Annotated in this window: 11 protein-coding genes; 2 read left to right on the forward strand and 9 right to left on the reverse strand. The window is 67.7% G+C overall.

The genetic code is table 11. The features are described from left to right. Positions 1-352: 352 nt before the first annotated feature. Positions 353-1,156, forward strand: coding sequence for a hypothetical protein (locus tag FK267_RS10585; RefSeq protein WP_141407144.1), 804 nt, complete (start codon positions 353-355; stop codon positions 1,154-1,156). A 150-nt stretch (positions 1,157-1,306) separates the two neighbouring features. Here the strand turns inward: FK267_RS10585 and FK267_RS10590 are convergent, their stop codons facing one another. The 7 genes from FK267_RS10590 to FK267_RS10620 form a co-directional block, all read right to left on the reverse strand. Next, the gene (locus FK267_RS10590) at positions 1,307-2,131 is read right to left on the reverse strand and encodes a fumarylacetoacetate hydrolase family protein (RefSeq protein WP_070509962.1); all 825 of its coding nucleotides are present in this window, start codon (positions 2,129-2,131) and stop codon (positions 1,307-1,309) included. Positions 2,132-2,156: 25 nt separating this feature from the next. Then, the gene (locus FK267_RS10595) at positions 2,157-3,752 is read right to left on the reverse strand and encodes an alanine/glycine:cation symporter family protein (RefSeq protein WP_141407145.1); all 1,596 of its coding nucleotides are present in this window, start codon (positions 3,750-3,752) and stop codon (positions 2,157-2,159) included. 240 nt (positions 3,753-3,992) lie between these two features. Beyond that, positions 3,993-5,462, reverse strand: a complete 1,470-nt coding sequence (locus FK267_RS10600; RefSeq protein ID WP_141407146.1) for an alanine/glycine:cation symporter family protein — start codon at positions 5,460-5,462, stop codon at positions 3,993-3,995. Between the two features lie 5 nt (positions 5,463-5,467). Next, on the reverse strand, positions 5,468-6,922 hold the full coding sequence (locus FK267_RS10605; protein WP_141407147.1) for an alanine/glycine:cation symporter family protein: 1,455 nt from the start codon (positions 6,920-6,922) through the stop codon (positions 5,468-5,470). Beyond that, positions 6,919-8,466 (reverse strand): alanine/glycine:cation symporter family protein, encoded by a 1,548-nt coding sequence (locus tag FK267_RS10610; RefSeq protein WP_141407148.1) that lies wholly within the window; start codon positions 8,464-8,466, stop codon positions 6,919-6,921. Before FK267_RS10610 ends, FK267_RS10605 begins: the two co-directional genes overlap by 4 nt. 123 nt (positions 8,467-8,589) lie before the next feature. Then, entirely contained in the window at positions 8,590-9,786 is a 1,197-nt protein-coding gene (locus FK267_RS10615) for a DUF4241 domain-containing protein (protein WP_141407149.1), read from the reverse strand. Between the two features lie 118 nt (positions 9,787-9,904). Next, the gene (locus tag FK267_RS10620) at positions 9,905-11,692 is read right to left on the reverse strand and encodes an oleate hydratase (protein ID WP_070509951.1); all 1,788 of its coding nucleotides are present in this window, start codon (positions 11,690-11,692) and stop codon (positions 9,905-9,907) included. Between the two features lie 152 nt (positions 11,693-11,844). Between FK267_RS10620 and FK267_RS10625 the strand changes: the two genes are divergently transcribed. Further along, positions 11,845-14,535 carry a DEAD/DEAH box helicase gene (locus FK267_RS10625; RefSeq protein WP_141407150.1) on the forward strand — a complete coding sequence of 897 codons (2,691 nt, stop codon included), beginning with the start codon at positions 11,845-11,847 and terminating at the stop codon, positions 14,533-14,535. Here FK267_RS10625 and FK267_RS10630 read toward each other — a convergent pair. Then, on the reverse strand, positions 14,532-15,167 hold the full coding sequence (locus FK267_RS10630) for a GyrI-like domain-containing protein (RefSeq protein WP_141407151.1): 636 nt from the start codon (positions 15,165-15,167) through the stop codon (positions 14,532-14,534). The genes FK267_RS10625 and FK267_RS10630 overlap by 4 nt on opposite strands. After that, positions 15,157-15,675: a PadR family transcriptional regulator gene (locus tag FK267_RS10635; protein ID WP_141407152.1), complete on the reverse strand. Its 519-nt coding sequence runs from the start codon at positions 15,673-15,675 to the stop codon at positions 15,157-15,159. The genes FK267_RS10630 and FK267_RS10635 overlap by 11 nt, the downstream gene beginning before the upstream one ends. Between the last annotated feature and the right edge of the window lie 47 nt (positions 15,676-15,722).

Raw genomic sequence — 15,722 nt, forward strand, 5'->3', positions numbered from 1 at the left:
CGTTCCAGCGGCCATGACCAGCACTGAGGCCCCTGCGGCACTATGCCGAGCAGGCAGTGTCCTCATGGTCACGACTTCCTTTTCTTGCGTCAACATGTGCTGACGATCATGTGCTGCCCGAATTCATCATCGGACACGGGGACACTATGAGGGGGTCCCTCACCTGGAGTATTCGACCTCGACTACGAGGGATGGGGAACTTGCCCCATCGCTCTGCGCACACAGGCGAATTAACGTGGCACCCGTGAGATCATGATGTCGCCGCCAGGAAGTTCTCGCGGCTCCCACCAGAGGTGATGACATCTCCAATCCGTTCGGGAAGACTCCCGACTCATCGTTCCTTGGAGGCCTCATGTCCCCGTCCCCACATCCCGCGGCACGTTCCACCAGCCGCCGCCGATCGGCTCTCAGGCTTCCCCTTGTCGCCGGTCTCAGTCTCGCCCTGGCGATCCCGGTTCTCGCTGCATGTCAGGACGAGTCCGGCCCCGCGCGCTCCAGCACCTCATCAGGCAAGAGCTCGTCGCAGTCCTCGGACAAGCCCTCCGACTCCGGCAGTACGAAGGGTACGGAGGTCAATGGAGGAGCAGCCGGTTGGCACATCATCGTGTCAGCACCGGGCTGGACCAACACGAAGCGCGATACCGGAGGAGTCAATGAGCTGGTCAGCGACGACGGCTGCCAGTTCGTGACGACGCAGAACCTCCTCAACGGACAGCTCTCCACTGACCGCGAGGACACAGATACCCACGCGGCGAACGAGCAGCAGAAGTTCTCTCAGGGTGTCACCCACGTGAGCTTCAAACCCGCACAGGATGATTCGACCTCCGTCAAAGACGCCTCTGGAAACGCCATTGAGACCAAGAGGCTGGACTGGACCTACACCGGCAAGGACGGCAAGGAATACCAAGCCACTGAGTTCATCAGGGCATTCTCGACCATCAAGAGGCCGACCATGCTCACCGCGACTCTCATCTGTCCCAAGGACAAGTACTCCACCGCTGTTCTTGACGATCTCATGAAGGACACGACCGTCACCGACCCGGGCCCGGCCGACATGGATGAGGGCGCATCCGGCGATGGTGCGGGCAAGGACTCCAAGAGCGACGACAAGAAGAGCGACGAGAAGGGCTCAGGCGGCTCACCCAAGGACACCTGAGCCTGCCTCGGCTCCCCACGACCGAGCAGCAACAGCCGAGGAGCAGCACCAGCACTCGCCGATGGGCGGGATTCTCAGGACACGCCCCGGGAGTCCCGCCCGTCGTCGTCGGGACAAGGACTTAAGCTCCGTGGGGCTAGCCGCGTCGACTCAGCGGCGAACCACCGGGTTGGAGAAGGAGCCGATGCCCTCGACCTCGACCTCGACGCGCTGACCGGCTCGGATCTCGCCGACTCCCGCCGGCGTGCCGGTGAGAATGACGTCACCGGGAAGAAGAGTGAAGATCGTCGATACGTAAGCAACCAGCTCGGGAATCGAGCGGATCATGTCAGCGGTGCACCCCTCCTGGACGAGGCGGCCGTCGACCCGGGCTCGCACCACCGCGTCTCCGGGTGAGAAGAGCGGCTCGCGGCCGGGCTCGGGGACCTCGATCCACGGCCCCAGGGGGCAGGAGGTGTCGAAGGCTTTGGCCCGCACCCACTGCGGCTCGGCGCGCTGGCGGTCGCGGGCCGAGACGTCGTTGGCGACCGTGTACCCCAGGATGACGTCGTCGGCGTGCTCCACGGGGACGTCCTTGGCGAGGGTCTTGATGACGACGGCGAGTTCGGCCTCGTAGTGAACCTCCTCGCTCCAGGCGGGCAGGACGATGGGAGCGTCCGGTCCGATGACGGAGGTGTTGGGCTTGAGGAAGACCACCGGTTCGCGCGGCGGCTCGTCCTCACCCATCTCGGCGATGTGGCCCCCGTAGTTCTTCCCGATCCCCACAACCTTGGAGCGCGGGATGACCGGCGACAGGAGCCGGACCTCGCCCAGCTCGACGACCTCCCCGGTGGCCTCGGGCAGGGAGTAGAGGGGGTCTCCCTTGAGGACCAGGAGGTGCCCCTCGGACTCGCCCGAGGCGACCTCATGCTCGGGCAGGCCCTGGACGATGCCGTAGCGGGGCTCGTCACCGGTGGAGAAGCGCGCGATCTTCATGGGCCTCAGCCTAGCGCTGTTGGGCTCAGCTGCCCGAGGCCTCCTCGAGCGCGGCGCGACGCTCCGTGATGGCGGCATGGGCGGCACCGTCAACGGCCCAGATGTCCCCGGGAAGCGTGCCGGGCAGGTAGGGGTTGTCGGTGGCGATGAAGCGGATCTCGTCCTTCTCACCGGCCTCGACGGCGCGGCGCTGGGCCTCCCAGTCGCGCAGGGCCCCGAAGGCCCAGCCTCCCAGGGCGAGGATGGAGACCATGTTGATGACGGTCATGGCCCCCATGACGAGGTCGGACAGGCTCCACACGAAGGTGAGGGTGGACAGGGAACCGACGGCGGTGGCCACGATAATCATGGCCCGCAGGGCGTAGTGCTTGTGCTGCTTGCCCTGGAGGTAGTCCATGTTGACCTGTGCGTAGGTGTAGTTACCCAGGAGCGAGGAGTAGGCGAAGACGAAGATGATGACGGCCATGAGGTACTGCGCCCAGCCACCGAGGACGTTGGTGACCGATGCCGAGGTCAGGGTGTTGGCGGCGCCATTGGCAACCTCTGGGGCGGATTGAGCGGCCACCGGGTCGTAGACCCCGGAGAGCAGGACGATGAGGGCGGTGACAGTGCAGACCACGATCGTGTCGACGAAGACGCCCAGGGACTGCACAAATCCCTGCTGGACAGGGTGGGGGACGGTGGCGGTGGCTGCGATGTTGGGGACCGATCCCTCACCGGCCTCGTTGGAGAACAGGCCTCGGCGGGTGCCGTTGAGAAGTGCGGCGGTGAATCCCCCGGCGGTCCCGGCGAAGGCCTGGTCGACTCCGAAGGCGCCCTCGAAGATGGAGAAGATCGCTCCCGGGATCGCGGTGACGTGCAGCACCAGGATGGCCACGGCGATGAGGGCGTAGACCACCGTCATGATCGGCACGAGCCACTCCGAGACGGCAGCGACCGACTTGATGCCCTTGAAGATGATCGGCGTGGTGATGACGACCAGAGCAACGGCAGTCATCCACGGCTCGACGTGGAAGGTGCTCTCCATCGTGGCGGCGATGGTGTTGGCCTGGGTGGCCTCGTAGGCGAAGCCGAAGACGAAGGTGATGACGACGGCGAAGAGCTTGGCGGCGGGCTTGGAGCCCAGGCCGCGCTGGATGTAGTAGGCCGGGCCGCCGCGGAAGGTGCCGTCGGGGTGGGTGACCTTGTAGAGCTGGGCGAGGGTGGCCTCGATGAATCCGGTGGCCATACCCACCAGCGCCACGATCCACATCCAGAACACGGCACCGGGGCCACCCATGGTGATGGCGATGGCCACACCCACGATGTTGCCGGTGCCCACGCGGGAGGCCAGCCCGACGGCGAAGGCCTGGAAGGAGGAGATCCCGCCCTCCTTGCTGTCACGGGAGGAGGTGATGGCCCGCACCATGTAGGGGAAGAGCCGCAGCTGCACGAATCCGGTCCGCACAGTGAAGTACAGGCCCCCCAGCACGAGCAGCCAGGCGAGCAGGTAGAGGAACAGGTACCCGGCGGCATCATCGAGGATCTTGGCGCCATCGTTGAAGAAGCGCTCCAAGGATGCGGTCCAGCTGTTGCCTGCGCTGGATGCCGCACTGGTCAGGGAAGCCAGAACCGGTTGCACGTGAGATCCTCCGTAGGGGTGGGACGACGGCGCGGGCGAGGTGGGCGTCGGGCGCGCGAACCAGCACGGGAGCGGTCCGGGATACACGTCCTGCCCACGTCCCCCTCCTTCGGGAGGGAGGGCACCGTATTCGCGAAGGCTACGGATACAGTGTTTCGATTCGGTGACGGCCCTGTGGCATCGCTGCCGCACGTGCGCGAGGCGCGTGGTGCGTTGTGCGCGACACCGCCCATCTACCGGTTACCTGCCCCCCTCCCAGGCGCCTTCCGGCAGAGGCGCCGGAAGGTACTCGGAGTCCCTGCGGAAGACCGACTTGTCGCCCTCCGCCGTTGACGTGCCCCGCCTGGCCTCCCAGTCCCTGAGCGCTCCGACGACCCATCGGCTCAGGAGCACCAGCGCCACGAGGTTGATGATGGCGCCCAGCCCCAGGAGCACGTCCGCGAGGGTCCACACGGTGGTCAGCTGCTGCACGCTGCCGATGCCGGCGCAGATGACGGCGCCGATCTGCAGCGCACGCGCGACCCAGGGACGATCGGTGAGGTAGTCGAGGCAGACCTGGGCGTAGGAGAAGGCCCCGATGATGGTGGTGTAGGCCAGGACGACGACGAGCAGCGCCATGGGCCAGCGGCTCCACTCCCCCACGAGGTGGGCGATGGCGTCCTGGGTCAGGGTTCCCGCACTCTCCTTGGCGCTCGCCCCGGGCTGGAGGACGTCCGCACCGGCGACCAGGATCGCCAGCGCCGTCGCGGTGCAGACGAACAGGGTGTCCACCACGACCCCGAAGGCCTGGATGAATCCCTGCTGGACGGGGTGGCTCACGGTGGCCGAGCCCGCGGCGCAGGCGGCCCCTCCGAGTCCCGCCTCATTGGAGAACAGGCCGCGGCGCACGCCGTTGAGCAGCGCGGCGGTCACCCCGCCGGCCAGGCCGCCCAGCCCCTGGCGCAGGCCGAAGGCGCCCTCGATGATGGAGCGCACCGCCTCGAGGGCCTGGACGGGGTGGGTCAGGAGGATGGCCAGAACCAGCACCAGGTAGGCCAGCGCCATGAACGGGGCCAGGTACTCCGCCACGCGGGCCATGGCGCGCAGGCCTCCCAGGAGGACCGGCGCGGTCAGGGCCACGACGAGGACGGCTCCCAGACTCGGTGAGAGCCCTCCGGCCCCCTGCAGGGAGGCGGTGATGGCGTTGGCCTGCACCATGGGCATGACCAGGCCGTTGGCGATGAGGAAGACGACGGCGAACACCCCGCCCAGGATCCGCAGCCCCAGTCCTCGCGAGATGTAGTAGGCGGGACCACCGCGGAAGGTGCCGTCGGGGCGACGCACCTTGAACAGCTGGGCGAGCGTGGCCTCGCTGAAGGCGGTGGCGGTTCCAAGAATCGCCACGAGCCACATCCACAGCACGGCTCCGGGCCCGCCCAGGATGAGCGCCAAGGCGACCCCGACGATATTGCCGGTCCCCACCCGGCAGGCCAGTCCGACGGCGAAGGCCTGGAAGGAGGTGATGCCGCCGTGGCTGCCGTCGCGGGAGCCGATCACTGAGGCGGCGATCGCGTCGGTGTGCCGCACCTGGACGCCCCGAGTCCTGACGGTGAAGAAGACGCCCGCCCCGATGAGGAGCCACATGAGGCCCCAGGAGTAGAGCATGTCGGAGACGGAGGCCAGGACGGCATCGACCTGGCCCATCCATGAGATGCGCCCCAGAGGTGCCATGAGAATCAGCCCCGCTTCGCCACGTCGTCGGGCTCCCAGATGCCGGGGACCACGTCTCCGGGCAGGAGGGAGTTGCCGTGGCCCACGAAGGCGGGCTCGGTGATGCCCCGGGCACGCTGGGACTCGAAGTCCCGCAGGGCTCCGATGACCCAGGGGGCCAGCCGGATGATGACGACGAGGTTGAGCACGCCCAGGAGCCCCAGGGCGATGTCGGACAGGGCCCAGACGACGGGCAGGGTCAGGACGGTGCCACCGAAGGCCGCAGCGGTCAGGACGATCCCGAAGATCTGCTCGGACCGGCGCTCTCCGCCCAGGAAGTTGACGTTGACCTGGGCGTAGGAGTAGCAGCCGAGCACCGTGGAGAAGACCAGGACGAAGATGAGCACCACCATGGGCCAGGTGGTCCAGGCACCCAGGTGCTCGGCAACGGCCTGCTGGGTGAGGATCGCTCCGACCAGGGAGCCGTCGCCGGGGTGATAGGTCTCGGTGGTCAGGAGGATGAGCAGGCCGGTGGCCGTGCACACGAGGATCGTGTCGACGAAGACGCCGAAGGACTGGATGAGGCCCTGTCGCACAGGGTGGGCGACGGTCGCGGTGCCGGCGGCATTGGGGACGGTGCCGAGCCCGGCCTCGTTGGAGAACAGCCCGCGGCGCACGCCGTTGAGCAGCGCCGCGAGGACTCCTCCGGCGGTGCCGAACAGGGCCTGGTTGAGACCGAAGGCCCCTTCGAAGACGCTCCCCAGGACCTCCGGGAGCCTGCCAATGTTGAGGATGATGACCACCAAGGCCATGAGCACATAGGCCAGCGCCATGATGGGGGCCAGCCACTCCGCGACGCGGGCCACGAGCCGGACCCCGCCCAGGACCACGGGGGCAGTCAGCAGGACGAGGAAGACCCCGACCATCCAGGCCGAGACGCTGGGGACGGTGGCGGTGATGACCTGGGCCAGTGAGTTCGTCTGCACCATGACCACCGTCACGCCGACTGAGACGATGCAGATGGCGGCGAAGATCTTGCCCCACAGGGGCGAGCCCAGACCGTTCTTGATGTAGTAGGCCGGGCCCCCGCGGAAGGTGAAGTCCCGGCCGCGCTCCTTGAAGATCTGGGCGAGTGTGGACTCCACGAAACTGGTGGCCATGCCGATGAGGGCGACGACCCACATCCAGAGCAGGGCACCGGGCCCGCCGGCCACAATGGCCAGGGCGACTCCGGCGATGTTGCCGATGCCGACGCGCGCGGCCAGTCCTACGGCGAAGGCCTGGAAGGAGGAGATACCGCCCTGCGCACCGGATCGGGACCCGGACAGCGAGTTGATCATGGTGCCGAAGTGGCGCAGCTGAACCAGACGGCTACGTGCGGTCAGGTAGATGCCGGCCAGGATGAGCAGGGCGGTCAGAAGATAGGTGTAGAAGAAGTCGTCGACGGAGTTAAGCAGGTTCTCGATACTGGTGAGGTTCATGCGTCGGCTCCTGTCGAGGCGGCGGGCTGGCTGCTGGCCGGGGTGGCTGCGGGAACGCCGTCGTCAGCGGTGCTGTCCGCCTCGGCCAGGTGGGTCCTCTCGCCGGTCCAGACGTCACCGGGGAGGTCGCCGGGCAGGTAGGGGTTGCCCACGCCGCTGAACAGGGGCGCGACTCGTCCCGCCGCGCGCTGTGCGTCCCAGTCCCTGAGTGCCCCCACTCCCCAGCGGGCGAGCCAGATGAGGGCGACCAGGTTGGTCAGGGTCATGACGGCCATGGTGATGTCGACGGTGTTCCATACGACGGTCAGAGAGGCGAGCGCCCCCAGCCCGGTGGAGACCACCGAGACGAGCCGGGGCAGCCAGCGCCACTCGGGCCGCTCGGAGATGAAGGTCATGGAGACCTCGGAGTAGGTGGCCGCGGCGATGATGGAGGAGAAGGCCAGGACGAAGATGACGATGGCCATGGGGACGGCCGTCCAGTTGCCGAGGGTGGCGGCGACGGCGTCGGAGGTCAAGGTGCCCGCGGCCTTGGGGGTCAGCGTGCCGGCCTGGACGAGGGCGGGGCTGTAGATGCCGGAGACCAGGATGATGAAGGCGGTCGCGGTGCACACGATGATGGTGTCGACGAACACGCCGAGGGACTGAATGAGCCCCTGCTGAACCGGGTGGGCCACGGTGGCGGTGGCGGCGGCGAAGGGGGCGGTGCCCTGTCCTGCCTCATTGGAGAACAGGCCGCGGCGGGTCCCGTTGGTCAGGGCGGCGATGATGCCGCCGGTCATCCCTCCGGCGAAGGGCGCCGGTCCAAAGGCCGAGGAGATGATCGTGACCATAATCCCCGGGAGCTGGGTGATGTGGAGGGCGACGATGACAACGGCCATGACCACATAGACCAGGGCCATGATGGGCGCCATCCACTCGGTGACGCGGGCGACCCGGCGCACTCCCCCCAGGATGACCAGGGCGGACAGCCCCACCAGCACCGCGGCGGCGGCGCTCGGGGGCAGGTGCAGCGGGGAGTCAGGGCCGATAACCCCGGCGACGGCGTTGGACTGGACCATGATGATGGAGAAGCCGCAGGTGAAGATCGTCAGTCCCGCGAAGGCGACACCCAGGGAGCGGCTGCGCATCCCGCGCGCCATGTAGTAGGCGGGCCCGCCGCGGAAGGAGCCGTCGGTGTGGCGGACCTTGAACATCTGGGCCAGGGTCGCCTCGAAGAAGGCGGTGGCCATCCCGACCAGGGCGACCACCCACATCCAGAAGATCGCACCGGGGCCGCCCAGGATGAGGGCGGCGGCCACTCCGAAGACATTGCCGATGCCCACGCGGGCGGCCAGGGAGATCGTGAAGGCCTGGAAGGAGGAGATGCCTCCTTGAGCCCCGGAACGCGACCCGGCCACCTGGCGGAACATGTCCGGCAGGCGGCGGAGCTGCACGAAACCGGTGCGGACGGTCAGCAGGATCCCGGTACCGACGAGCACCCACATGGTGATGTGGAGCGTGATCCAGTCCGAGACGGCCTCGAGCTGAGCGGCGAGGGCATCCATGGGAGATTCAGCCTTTCACGGTGTCGCGACAGGTGGGGACGGCCCGCATGCTCTCATGAATCGCCGCCCGGGACATAGTGCGGTCGTTCCTCAGGATGCGGGCGCGGGCCGACGTCGCACGGCTCAGGCCCCGGCCGGGGCCTCGGGCGGGTCGGCGGGCGCCCAGAGCTCCTGGTGGTCGAGCACCAGCTGGACGGGCCGGCCGTCCTCATCCAGGCCCCAGTAGGCCTGAGCGGCGCCGGGATGCCGGCCGGCCGAGGTCGAGGCTCCGATGGGCCCCGACCCCGGATCCATGAGGAAGGTCTGTTCCACCTGCCGCTCCACCCTGGAGTACTGCCGGTGGGTCATGCCGAAGTAGGCGTCGGCGTCGGCGATGGTGCCGTTGCCCGACCTGGTGGACAGCTCATGCCACGAGCAGAAGTCCATGGAGCGCACCGGCCTCTCCACGACGATCGCATGTTTCCACTGCACCGGCTCGCGGTCCGCGAGGATGACGCGCAGCGCGGCCACGCACCGCTCGCCACCCAGCGTGGTGAGCAGGGCCTGAGCCCGCGCCACGCCGGGATCGATCCTGAGGGCGCACAGGCACATCTCTCCGAAGGGGTCTCCCACCGCCAGGTAGCTGCCGTGCGGGAACTGACCGATCTCCTGAATCTCGACCGGTCCAACCTCAGCATTGCGGTACACCTCGGCGACGGCCCTGGCGTGTACGGCGGCGTAGGTCTCCGGGTCGTTCTCATCCCCGTCCTCCTCGCGCCACTCCATGGTGTCGCTGAGGAAGTCCTCGACGTAGTCCTCGCTGAGCGCCTCGCAGGCCCAGGATGCGGAGAACACGGCCGCGGGGTCGGGCATGTCCTCCTTGTGCTGGGCCTCCATGGGACTCGTCTTGTCGGCGGCGGCCTTCCAGGCTTCGAGCACGTCCTTATCCACCAGTGGGGAGCTCGGCTCCTCGTCGTAGTCGTCAATGGTATCGATCCGCCAGTCGTCGCCGACGCGAACCAGCATCATCTCGATCATGGGGTCCCCATAGGCACGGGAGTCTCGTGCGAGCCTCGCCCTCGCCATGTTGCCGTAGACCTCGATCTTCTCGATCTCAACGGCATCCGGGCTGAACTCGGGAGAACTACCGAAGCTGAGGGCGTACTGGCGGTAGAACTCGCCATTCCTGTGCGCGACGTCGATCTCACGCAGCTTCTCCCTCCAGGCATCGAAAGCAGCAAGTGACGTCCCCTTCTCCTTGTTGTCGAAGAGCGGCTTGACCTCGGCATGGGCAGCGGCGTAGCCGGCGAGGAAGGCCTCGATGCGGGCACGAGGGTCCATCGTTTTCCTACGGCAGACTGGACGGACGGTAGGTGCCCAGCATGCCACAGGCCGACCGCGCCCCCTTCACAGCGAGCCCTTGACCGCCGTCCTGCCGAGCCGTCCCCGCCCGGCCCGATCAGGGAAGGATGTCTTCGTAGTACGTGCCTCGCAGGAACCGGTTCAGGACCTTCTCGCCGGGGAGCTTGCCGTCATTCATCGTTTTCGCAGCCGCCAGCAGTGCACGGACGTCATACTGAGCGGGCCAGATCGGAGGAACGTCTCGGTCGAGGTCGAGCAGCCCGTAGACGGCCATCATCGCCGTGCGTGCCGATCCCTCGGTTGTGAAGACGCAGTCATCGGGCGTCTCAACGAACTGCCCGAGAAGACCGAGATTGACACAGCCATCCGGAATCACCTCGGGCCTGTCCCCAGCACGTCGAGGCATGAAGAAGGAGGTGATGTAGGGCATCGTCGCCAGGCGAACCTTGGTGCGCCTCTTGATCTCCTCGAACTGACCGATCAGGCCGAAGTGGTAGCAGTACTCCTTCAGGACCTCCTCACCGGTGCACTCGATCATCGGCTTACGCACGCAGTTTCCCAGGGCGTGCGGATAGAGACCGTAGGCCCAGGCCACGCCCCAGTCCTTCGGTTGAGCCCGGAACTGGGGCTGACGATTCATGGTCAGTGACAGGCACCAGCCTGAGTCCTCCGCGGTGATGATGCCTCCGGTGACCGTGCGGCCCGACAGGGGATCGTTGCCGGTGAGCTCATGGATCCTCTTCAGGAAGGGGTGGTCGGCGCCGATGAAGCTGAAGGAGGCGGATTCCCACACGGTCTTGTGGGGGTCGGAGCAGAACACGTCAGGGCGGCCGAAGACCGCTGACTTCTTCGCGAGGTTACGCCACAGTGTCCAGGCGCCTCCGGGCTGGTCGGTGAGGAAGGGAGGAACGGTGTCCATATCGCCGTAGCCGGTGGACTCGGTGCACGAGCCGATGGTGGCCAGGACAAGATCCTTCTCGGCGACGTCGATGGTTCCCTCCTGCCCGTCGGTTCGATGGAAACGAATACCGGTGACCACCTTGCGCCCGGAGGTGATGATCATCTCCAGGTCGTCGACACAGGTGTCGTACTGGAAGACCACGCCCTTGTCCTTCAGCCACCGGGTCAGCGGCAGGACGAAGGACTCGAACTGGTTATAACGGGAGAAGCGCAGGCAGGACAGATCGGAGAACCCGGGGAAGTACTGAAGGAAGCGGTGCATGTACCGCTTCATCTCGGTGAGGGACTCATACTGCTGGAAGGCGAACATGGTCTTGAACAGCGTGTAGAAGTTCGAGGCGAGGAAATCGGCGTCGAACCAGTCCTCAATGGTCTTGCCGTAGGTCGCCTCCTCCTTGGCCATCAGCAGCTTGATGACTGCACGCTGGCCCTTCTTGTTCAGCCCCATCTTGTAGGTGTCCCGACGACGCCCGCGGTGGTGGATCACCCGGCAGGGGTCGATGTTGGGGTCGTTCTCGTTAACCGTGCGGAACTCGTCGAGGACGGTGTAGGGCTCGGGCATCTCCAGCGCCGGGATCTCACGCATGATGTCCCAGAAGCACTCAAAGTGCTGGCCCATCTCCCTGCCCCCGCGGGCAATGAAGCCCTTGTCAGTGTCCCCGGCGCCGTCGAATGAGCCTCCGGGGACGGCGAGCTGCTCCAGGACGGTGATGTTGCACCCCGGCATGCGCCCGTCACGGATGAGGAAGGCCGCGGCCAGCAGGGCACCGATGCCCGAGCCCACGAGGTAGGCCCTGCGATCGGCAATATCGGCCGGCGGCACGGGGTGGTTCTGGGTGTAGAGGCCGAGGTCGTTGTGGACGAACGGGTTCCCGTCCGGTGAGACGGGGTAGGTCCGCTGGTAGGTGGGCACGGTTCGCGTCATAGTCTCCTCCTGGGAGCAGCCGGATGTCACTTGTTGGTATGTTCGTGAACGCCGGCGCGGCGACGGTCGGCCGGTGTGGGGCACTCACACTGTATGCCTGCCTCCTGGGGTCTTGCCCCGCCATCGCGGCACCTCCATGAGAGCATGTCGCCATGACGGCCCCTGCACTGAACGCGATGCTCGATGCCCTCATTCCGGCTGACGATCCCGAGCGCGTCCCCGAGCCCGAGGAGGTCTACCTGGCCTTCTCAAGCTGGGCGGAGACGACCGGCCGTCCCCTCTACCCGCACCAGGACGAGGCGCTGTCGGAGATCCTGGAGGACCGCCACGTCATCGCCGCCACCCCGACCGGCTCGGGCAAGTCGATGATCGCGCTGGCCGCCCACACCGCCTCCCTGGCCCGCGGGGGCCGCTCCTACTACACGGCCCCCCTCAAGGCCCTGGTCAGTGAGAAGTTCTTCGAGCTGGTGCGCCTGTTCGGGGCCGATAACGTCGGCATGGTCACCGGGGACACCTCCATCAACGCCGCCGCCCCGATCATCTGCTGCACCGCGGAGATCCTGGCCAACCAGTCCCTGCGCGAGGGCGAGGACATGGACGTGGACTGCGTCATCATGGACGAGTTCCACTACTACGCCGACCCGCAGCGCGGCTGGGCCTGGCAGGTGCCCCTCCTGGAGCTGCCCCAGGCGCAGATGGTGCTGCTGTCGGCCACACTGGGCGACGTCTCCTTCTTCGTGCGGGACCTGCGCGAGCGCACGGGCCGCGAGGTCGCCGTCGTCGACGACGCCGTGCGGCCGGTTCCGTTGGAGATGGAGTACGTCGTCGAGCCGATCGGTGAGCTGCTTCAGCGCCTGGTGGGGCAGGACAAGGCGCCGGTCTATGTCGTCCACTTCTCCCAGAAGGAGGCGGTGGAGCGGGCGACCTCCCTGCTGAGCGTGGATCTGGCGTCCAAGTCCCGTAAGGCCGAGATCGTGAAGGCGCTCGGCGACTTCCGCTTCGGGGGAGGTTTCGGGGCCACGCTCTCGCGGCTGCTGCGCGCCGGGATCGGCGTGCACCATGCGGGCATGCTGCCGCGCTACCGGCGGCTGGTGGAGCGCCTGGCCCGCGAGGGCCTGCTGTCCGTCATCTGCGGCACGGACACGCTCGGGGTGGGGATCAATGTGCCGATCCGCTCGGTGGTCATGACCTCCCTGGTGAAGTTCGACGGCTCCAAGGAGCGCCACCTCACCGCCCGCGAGTTCCACCAGATCGCCGGGAGAGCCGGGCGCGCCGGCTTCGACACCCGCGGCTACGTCTCCGTCCAGGCCCCCGAGCACGTCATCGAGAACGCCAAGGCGCTGGCCAAGGCCGGCGACGACGAGCGCAAGCGCCGCAAGATCGTGCGCAAGAAGGCCCCCGAGGGGCGAGTCAACTGGACGGACAAGACCTTCGAGCGGCTACGCGACGCGGCCCCGGAGACACTGACCAGCCAGTTCCAGGTCACCACCACCATGGTGCTCAACCTCATGGAGCGCGCCGGCGACCCGGTGGCGGCGATGGCGGAACTGCTGGAGCGCGCCCACGAGCCCGAGGCCCAGCGGCGTCGCCACGTGCGACGCGCCCTGGAGATCTACTTGTCCCTGCGCACGGCGGGGGTCCTCACGCATGTCTCCAGCGCCCAGGCCGCCGCCGATGGGCGCCCCCGGTTGCGCCTGGCGGTGGACCTGCCGGCCGACTTCGCCCTCAACCAGCCTCTGGCGCCCTTCGCCCTGGCGGCCATGGACCTGCTGAACGTGGAGGCCCCGGAGCACACGGTCGACGTCGTCAGCGTCGTCGAGGCCACCCTGGACGATCCGCGACCGCTGCTCTACGCCCAGCAGCGCGCCGCCCGCGGTGAGGCGATCGCCGCGATGAAGGCCGAGGGGATGGACTACGAGGAGCGCATGGCCGCCCTGGAGGAGGTCACCTGGCCCCAGCCGCTGGCCGAGCTACTCACTCCTGCTCTGGAGATGTACAAGCAGGCCAACCCGTGGATCGCCGAGCACGAGCTGGCGCCCAAGTCGGTGGTGCGCGAGATGGTGGAGAACGCGATGACCTTCTCCGACCTCATCTCCCGCTACGAGCTGGGCCGCAGCGAGGGCGTGGTGCTGCGCTACCTGACCGACGCCTACCGGGCGCTGCGCCAGGTCGTGCCCGAGGAGCACCGCACTCCTGAGGTGGTCGAGCTCATCGACTGGTTGGGGGCGCTCGTGCGCGCCGTCGACTCCTCCCTGCTCGATGAGTGGGAGGCGCTCGGTCAGGCGCAGGCGGGCAAGGCCGGCGAGGCCGCCGGCCTGCTGGAGGGAGACCGTCCCGGCGCGGACGACTCATCCGGGGTGGAGCGGGCCTTCGGCGCGGACGAGGACGGGACGGTGGCCTTCACTCGCAACCGTCACGCCTTCCGGGTGGCGGTGCGCCGGGAGATGTTCCGGCGCGTGGAGCTCATGGCGCGCGACGACGTCGAGGCCCTGGGCCGTCTGGACGCCTCCTCCGGCTGGGGCGAGGACCGCTGGGACGAGGTGCTGGGCCGTTACTGGGACGAGTACGACTGGATCGGCACCGACACCTCGGCTCGGGCGATCTCACTGGCGCCGCTCGACGAGGCCCCCGATGAGACGGCCCTGGCGGCCGCCGGGGTCAGTGAGCGCCTGCGCGAGGCCCTGGAGGCCTCCGGCAAGCAGGTGTGGCTGGCCACGCAGGTCCTGGAGGACCCCGACGGCGATCACGACTGGCGGCTGACGGCCCTGGTGGATCTGGCTGAGTGCGACCGGGAGGGACGCGCGGTCGTCCACCTTCTGTCCGTGGGCCCGCAGCAGGGTTAGCCCGCCTCGCTGGCCTCCGCGACGGGCCTCACCGGCTGGCGCAGGACGGTTTTCATCCTCTCCGGTGCCACGCGCCTGGGGTCGCTGAGGTAGATCTCGTGGTGGGGCCCGTTCCAGGTGAGGCCGAGGCCCGGCATGATCTCGTCGTGCAGGCGCGCCAGGGTGGGGGCCTCGTCGTCGTAGGTGCCCACGTGGAGGATCTGCAGCGACCTGCCCTCGCTCAGGGAGAGCTCCTTGAGAGCGGAGACGGGCAGCTCCGGCTTCTTGCGCGCCGCCTGCGCCAGCCCCTCGGCGATGTCCTGCGAGGAGACCGCCTCGGGCAGGGGGATCATCATGGTCCAGTCCCACTCCCCCTTGTCACCGGCGACGAAGGCCGCATTGTCGGCGCTCGTCCACAGTCCCTCCAGGGGGCCGACGACGAAGTCATCGCCGGTTCGTTTCTTCAGCACGGCGCGGATCGCGTAGGCGCCCGCGTAGAGCGCCTGGATCGCGGTGGCGTAGGCCGGTGAGGCGTTGGGGTCGCCATGGCCGTCAATGGCCAGGTAGGTCATGGCCGGTACGTCCACCTCCGTGAAGTCGGCCTTGCCCGGCAGGTACAGGTCCTTGCGGTCCTTCTTGATGTCAGTCCTCATCACTGTCTGCTTTCTTGAGGAGGGATCGGGTCCAGGCGAGATCCGCTTCCTGGCGCAAGATCTCATAGTCGAAGATGGCCAGGGCGTGCTCCTCGTCGACCTGGGTGCGCAGGGCGCGCAGCTCGTCGAGCCTGCCGAGGAGCGCCTCGGCGCGACGCGCGAGGAGGGCCGCGAGCGCAGGATCGTCGAGCCGGCTATAGGCGTTGAGCGCCGGGAGCACGCCGGCACTGGGCGGGGCCGGGGCGAGGACACGTTCACCGGCGGCCTGTCTCAGCTCACGGCGCCCAGCCTCGGTCACGCGGAAGACGGTGCGCCGCCCCTGAGATCCCTCGTCGGGCTCGAGGAGCCCCCGCTCCGACAGACGCTTGAGGAGGTAGTAGACGGAGGAGAAGGCCAAGGAGGTCCACTGGCGGTAGCCGCGCTGCTCGATGACCCGGTCAAGGTCGTAACCATGGCGCGGCTGCTCAGCAAGGAGCGAAAGGAGAACGATGTCGGCGTCGGAGGACATACCATTACTCTAGCACTAGAGTAATGGTGGGCAAGTCGGTTACCGGG

It is taken from the genome of Actinomyces oris, assembly GCF_006546825.1.
In the GTDB taxonomy this organism is placed as follows: Bacteria; Actinomycetota; Actinomycetes; order Actinomycetales; family Actinomycetaceae; genus Actinomyces; species Actinomyces oris.

Bases quoted from the DNA above. Each gene is read 5' to 3' on its own strand.
- FK267_RS10585 (WP_141407144.1), top strand. From the start codon at position 353: ATGTCCCCGTCCCCACATCCCGCGGCACGTTCCACCAGCCGCCGCCGA.
- FK267_RS10590 (WP_070509962.1), bottom strand. From the start codon at position 2,131: ATGAAGATCGCGCGCTTCTCCACCGGTGACGAGCCCCGCTACGGCATC.
- FK267_RS10600 (WP_141407146.1), bottom strand. From the start codon at position 5,462: ATGGCACCTCTGGGGCGCATCTCATGGATGGGCCAGGTCGATGCCGTC.
- FK267_RS10605 (WP_141407147.1), bottom strand. From the start codon at position 6,922: ATGAACCTCACCAGTATCGAGAACCTGCTTAACTCCGTCGACGACTTC.
- FK267_RS10610 (WP_141407148.1), bottom strand. From the start codon at position 8,466: ATGGATGCCCTCGCCGCTCAGCTCGAGGCCGTCTCGGACTGGATCACG.
- FK267_RS10615 (WP_141407149.1), bottom strand. From the start codon at position 9,786: ATGGACCCTCGTGCCCGCATCGAGGCCTTCCTCGCCGGCTACGCCGCT.
- FK267_RS10620 (WP_070509951.1), bottom strand. From the start codon at position 11,692: ATGACGCGAACCGTGCCCACCTACCAGCGGACCTACCCCGTCTCACCG.
- FK267_RS10625 (WP_141407150.1), top strand. From the start codon at position 11,845: ATGACGGCCCCTGCACTGAACGCGATGCTCGATGCCCTCATTCCGGCT.
- FK267_RS10630 (WP_141407151.1), bottom strand. From the start codon at position 15,167: ATGAGGACTGACATCAAGAAGGACCGCAAGGACCTGTACCTGCCGGGC.
- FK267_RS10635 (WP_141407152.1), bottom strand. From the start codon at position 15,675: ATGTCCTCCGACGCCGACATCGTTCTCCTTTCGCTCCTTGCTGAGCAG.